The sequence below is a fragment of the Bartonella sp. MM73XJBT genome, assembly GCF_028618465.1.
Taxonomy (GTDB): domain Bacteria; phylum Pseudomonadota; class Alphaproteobacteria; order Rhizobiales; family Rhizobiaceae; genus Bartonella.
This window is the reverse complement of record NZ_JAQISY010000104.1, coordinates 1-1507: the sequence shown is the minus strand read 5'-3', so window position 1 is coordinate 1507 and position 1507 is coordinate 1. Positions and strand designations below refer to the sequence as shown.

The 1507-nt window shown below is 40.2% G+C and carries 1 pseudogene; it reads right to left on the bottom strand.

Annotated elements, in window-relative coordinates:
• Positions 1–1507 (bottom strand): annotated as a pseudogene (locus tag PVV69_RS09820) (hypothetical protein); the annotation flags it as partial.

Below are 1507 nucleotides of genomic sequence, written 5' to 3'. Positions count from 1 at the left end.
CTGGTTCGTAATCTCATTTTTGATATTCGTGAAAGATGTACCAACTCCTTCAAATGCAGCAGATACACTTTCATAGCTTTGCTCTTCAACTTCACTACCATCATTCTTGACTATCTTTACCTTGAAGCTTGGAGCGGTCCATTTCCCTTCTTCATAACCAGCACCGCCACCTAAATAAGTTGCAACTGTGTTTCCAAGAGAATGGACCTGGGAACCATTGATTGCATCATGGGAATCTTCTGCAATCTTACCATCACCAACATTGTGCAGCGCTGTGAGGATTTTACCCTTACCACCTAAAGTTATATTGGCATAATCAGTCTCACCATCATCCTTCTGTTTATCATAGTGAACAACCGCTGAATCCTCTGACTGAAGATGATTAATCTGGTTCGTAATCTCATTTTTGATATTCGTGAATGAACTACCAACTCCTTCAAATGCAGCAGATACACTTTCATAGCTTTGCTCTTCAACTTCACTACCATCATTCTTAACTATCTTTACCTTGAAGTTTGGCGCTGTCCATTCGCCATTCTCATATTTGGCATTACCACCTAAAGTCTTTGCAACTTCAGTACCCAATTTATAAAGCTGGTTACCCGCTACAGCATCACTTGAGGTTGCACTAATGTCTCCATTGGCAAGAGAGGTAATCTTGCTATCGGTTTTGCTATTTTCTTTCCTATGCGTTGCAACAAAAGCGCCTTTAGTCCCATCCCACAATAAAGCATCACTTTGAACTGTACTGATCTCTTTGCTAATTTCATCCTTAATATTCGCAAATTTATCTTTAACTTTCTCGAATGAATCACCAACACCGGAAAAGGCAGACGCGACATTGTCATAAGTCGAGTCAGCAACACCGCCATCTTCTTTGAAAGTCTTAAGCGTAAAGCTTGGAGCTGTCCATGTGCCATTCTCATAGCTCGCACCACCACCTAAAGCCTTCGCAACCCCAGTACCCAATGAATGAAGCTGTGAGCCATTAATCGCATCGGTTGAAACGTCTGCGACTTTACCAACGCCAACATTATGCAATCCAACAGTACCTTTGCTTGGATCGCCAAAAGTCACATTCGATTTATTACTTTTACGTGCTGATCTGATAAGTCGATTGTCATCATCTGAAACTTCTTCTTGATCGTAAAAAACTGCCACTGAACGCACATCTGCAATTTCTTTATCAAGCTGACCTTTGTTAACTGCTTCATTATTATTCACAGCATCCTTCACACCAGAAAGGATTCTGTCCTTACTTCCTTTATCCGCAATATTGATTGTAGCATCTTCCTTGTCACTACCAATGTTAATATGCTTGGTCTCCTCATCCCACTTAACAAGGCTATCATCTTTTACACTCGTGATTTCATTCTTGATATCATTTTTAACATTTGTGATAGAACTACCAACACTTGCCAAAGCTGCCGCTACATCATGATAAGTTTCATCTTTTTCCTCACCATCATTTTTAACTGTTTTTATTGTAAAAGTTGGATCAGTCCAC